Origin of the sequence: Nodosilinea sp. LEGE 07088, from assembly GCF_015207395.1 — a bacterium.
Taxonomy (GTDB): domain Bacteria; phylum Cyanobacteriota; class Cyanobacteriia; order Phormidesmidales; family Phormidesmidaceae; genus Nodosilinea.
In genome coordinates, this window is sequence record NZ_JADEWX010000299.1 from 1 (window position 1) to 3,832 (window position 3,832).

A 3,832-nucleotide genomic window follows, 5' to 3' on the forward strand; every position below is an offset into this window, starting at 1 on the left:
AAAAGCTAGAAAATCACATCGGTGCGATCTGGACGTTTATCCACGACTACAATCGCCGAGTTAGAGAGAAATTGGCACAACGGGAAGAGGCGGGCTTTTCCTCTGTCCTTTACTAAAATGCACTACCATTTTTTGAATTAATTTTTAAAGCCTTTTCCACCTGGCTGATAGCTAGAGTATATGCTTTTTGTTGCATTAGTAACTCTGCATTTCGAAGCAATTTATTCTCATTTTCCAGAGATGTATGATTAGTTTTAAGGTGGTAGTTATGATTTAATTTATATCTTAATTTTGAGCGGTGTTCAGAATTTTTAAAATTCTGAACATGGGCTTTAGCTATTGTAGCTTCGCTGGCTTCGACCTGATTAAGACTTTCATTAGCGTCTTCAATCTCTATGCTTGGTGCTTGTTTTGCTGATTTAGAGGCAGTCGGTAACGTAGAATTTAAACACTGATATATGCTGCCCTCATCAAATAGCTTTAACTCAAATTGATTGAGATTTTGAGCATAAAGTTCGGTATGTCCTGTCAGCAGATATCCATTGGGTTTGAGCGCAAGATAAAAATTTTCTAAGACTTTTGATATAGCTGTTTTCTCAAAATAAATAAAGACATTTCGACAAATAATAAGATCCAATTCCCTCATTTCGGAATTGGGATGGGGAAATGAATCTTTAACTAAGTTTGAGGTCTGAAACTTTAACATTCGCTTGATTTCTGAATCGATATGATACTCACCGTTAACGACCTTAAAATATCGTTCCTTAATTTCTGGAGCAACACCCCTAAAAGACCAGGAACGATAAATTCCTGCTTTAGCCTTTTCAATCGACAGTGAATTAACATCTAATCCTAAAATCAGAAGATTCCATTGATCAGGATCTGGAATGAGTTCATTGAGCAGAATTGCAATAGAGTAAGGTTCTTCCCCCGTAGAGCAACCGGCGCTACACACCCGAATGGTGCGGGTTTGCTGGTTCCGCTGGGTAAGTTCTGGAATAATCCGACTTTTTAATAGGTTAAAGTGACCCTTATCCCGAAAAAAGAAGCTTTCAGAATTAGTTAGGGAAAGTACTAAATCTTGCCATTCTTGACGACTTTCTATCGTTTTAGAGGCTAAAACTTGATAATAGTCGTCTGGAAAAGATATCTTTTTCGCTTTCATCCGTGAAAAGAATTTTTCGTCTAGAGATGCCTGATCATGCTTTTTAATTTCTAGGCCTGTTTCCTCAGCAATCAGCTTAATGAAAGCCGATTTTAGCCAATCGTTCAAAAGATTTTTCTGAGATTTTTTCGGAGGGGAATCTGCCTCGGATCTTGACTTTGGGCCCATCTTGTCACCTGACTGGAGAGACTGGTTGCGTCGCAAATAGATAAAGCAGTGCTGGAGCAATCGCTTGAATGGGCAAGACTTGACTAGCGGCCCCTAGTTTGATCGCTTCTTTTGGCATACCAAATACAATTGATGTTGCTTCATCTTGAGCGATGGTGACCCCTCCTGCCTCCATAATAGTTTTCATGCCGGCGGCTCCATCGCGCCCCATGCCTGTTAGCAAAACACCTAGGGTTTTGCGGCCATAGACTTGCACAACTGATTGAAAGGTAGCTGTAACAGACGGACGATGACCATCGACCGGAGGCGAATCTGTACAGACAAAACGACCTCTATGATCTAGTTCTAGGTGCTGCTGCTCAGGAGGGAAATAAATGTGCCCAGCTTTAGGAATTTCTCCAGCTTGAGCAATCTGAATTGGTAGCTGACAACTATTCGTAAGCCATTCAATAAATCCTTGCAAAAAACCGAAGCAAATATGTTGTACGCAGATCACCGGGACTGGGAAATCGGGGGGTAACATTGCAAATAATTCTTGTAATGCTTGAGGGCCGCCGGTCGATGCTCCCACTACGACAATCTTGGGTCTAGAATAGGTGCTAGCTTTGAATTCAGCTAGATTTCTGGAGTCGAGATTACTGGAGCTGGTTCGCCCAAGCTGCCGTTTCTTGAAAACTCTAACTCCAGACAAAATTTGAATCTTATTGATTAATGCTTGATTAAATTCAGAGTCGTTGACTACTAATCCTGACAGCGGCTTGGGAAAAATATCGACTGCTCCTGCCTCTAAAAGATCGAATACTTGATGGGTGTCTTCTTCCTGTACTGAAGCACTAATGACTAGAATAGGACAGGGGTAGCGGAACATTACTTCCTTGGTAAATTCTAAGCCATCCATCTGAGGCATATGCAGATCGGTGCAGATGACATCTGGTTGAGCCCCAGGCATCAGTGCTAACGCTTCTACACCAGTGGAGGCCGTCCCCACTAACTCAATTTGGGGGAACGACTCCAAAATCCGTTTCAGGATCACAGTAGCAATTTGAGAATCTTCTACCAGCAGTACGCGAATAGGCATTTTAATACTTAAGAATGGTCAGATAGAATATTTAAACAAGTCTGGTTAACGTTTCTAAAAGTGCTTCTTGATTGAACTTACCTTTGGCAATATAAGCATTTGCCCCTGCCTCAGCGCCTCTTCTTCTGTCGTCTTCGGAAGAAAGAGTCGTCACTAAAATTATGGGCAGTTCGTCATAGTTGCGATCCTGACGAATTTTTGCGGTTAGAGACAGGCCATCTAAGTTTGGCATTTCTATATCAGATACCACTGCATCAAATTTTTGTGTTTTGAGCTTGTTATATCCATCTAAGCCATCTACCGCAATTACGACTTCATAGCCAGCGTTCTCAAACAGTCGCTTTTCTTGGGTACGGACGGGCAAAGAGTCTTCTACTAAGAGAATTAAGGATTTGCGGCGTACAGGTGTCGGCAAAGGGTTTTCAGACTTGGCTTCGACTGGCTTTTGTAAGGAGCGAATTAAATCGATTGGGTTGAGAACCATACAGACTTCCCCTGAACCCAAGATGGTTGCCCCCATAACGCTACGAACCCGTTTTAAGACCTGGCTTTGGGGTTTGAGCACCACCTCTTGGGTTTCTAAAAGGCGATCGACGAAAAACCCAGCTTGTTCTTCTCCGACTTTAAGTACCACGCAAGATAATCGCTCGCTTCTAGCTTGCTGTACTTTATTGGCAAGAGCATAGGATGGAGACTGGATTAGCTCTAGAACATCAATCAGGTTAGCAACGGGTATGGCTTGATCATTGAGATAGATCATTTCATGACCCTCGACCAGCTCAACTTGCTCTGGAGAAACCACTACCGTTGTGGACAAAAATTCAAACGGAATTGCGTGGATAATACCTTGAACGTCGAGCAAGATCACATTAGAGGTGGTTAGTGTGGTGCTCAGTTGTAGGCGAAAAGTACATCCCTGATTGGGAGTTGATTCGATTTGAATATTGCCCTTGAGGCGTTCAACATTGGTACGAACCACATCTAGTCCAACCCCCCGACCCGAAATTTCTGTGATGAACGTGCGGGTCGAGAAGCCAGAGGCCATAATTAGGCTATAGATCTGGTTAGGCGTCATTCGCTCTAGTTCGTCTGGGGTATGAAGTTTTCGTCGAATTGCTGTTTGTTTAATCTGTTCAATATCGAGCCCGCGGCCATCATCGGATACTTCGATCACAACACTGTTGGTGGTTTGATAGCCGCTTAGCGAAAGCTTGGCGATCGCTGGTTTGCCCATACTTTCCCGTTCAGCCGCTGGCTCAATTCCATGGTCAATGGCGTTACGAATGAGGTGCAGTAAGCTGTTAATCATTTAAACTACATATTAGAGAGCATATTTTGGCGAAGTATCTATGCCAATCAAGAACTATCTGACCGCCGAAGAGAAACAGGAGTTGCAGAAGCAGCTTAAGTTTCATGAGCAC

At 42.9% G+C, this 3,832-nt stretch carries 3 protein-coding genes; all 3 read right to left on the minus strand.

The genetic code is table 11. The annotated features are described in order from the left end of the window. Positions 1–112: 112 nt before the first annotated feature. From IQ254_RS30050 to IQ254_RS30060, 3 genes are read right to left on the minus strand one after another with little or no spacing between them, the layout of a single operon-like run. Positions 113–1,333, minus strand: a complete 1,221-nt coding sequence (locus IQ254_RS30050) for a protein-glutamate O-methyltransferase CheR (protein ID WP_193969812.1) — start codon at positions 1,331–1,333, stop codon at positions 113–115. Between the two features lie 4 nt (positions 1,334–1,337). Continuing rightward, positions 1,338–2,411 (minus strand): chemotaxis-specific protein-glutamate methyltransferase CheB, encoded by a 1,074-nt coding sequence (gene cheB / locus IQ254_RS30055; RefSeq protein ID WP_193969813.1) that lies wholly within the window; start codon positions 2,409–2,411, stop codon positions 1,338–1,340. 31 nt (positions 2,412–2,442) lie between these two features. Further along, entirely contained in the window at positions 2,443–3,720 is a 1,278-nt protein-coding gene (locus tag IQ254_RS30060) for a response regulator (protein ID WP_193969814.1), read from the minus strand. Positions 3,721–3,832: the final 112 nt, after the last annotated feature.

What these genes read in the sequence shown, in the direction of transcription:
- IQ254_RS30050 (WP_193969812.1), bottom strand. Translation starts at nt 1,333, where the DNA reads ATGGGCCCAAAGTCAAGATCCGAGGCAGATTCCCCTCCGAAAAAATCT.
- cheB (WP_193969813.1), bottom strand. Translation starts at nt 2,411, where the DNA reads ATGCCTATTCGCGTACTGCTGGTAGAAGATTCTCAAATTGCTACTGTG.
- IQ254_RS30060 (WP_193969814.1), bottom strand. Translation starts at nt 3,720, where the DNA reads ATGATTAACAGCTTACTGCACCTCATTCGTAACGCCATTGACCATGGA.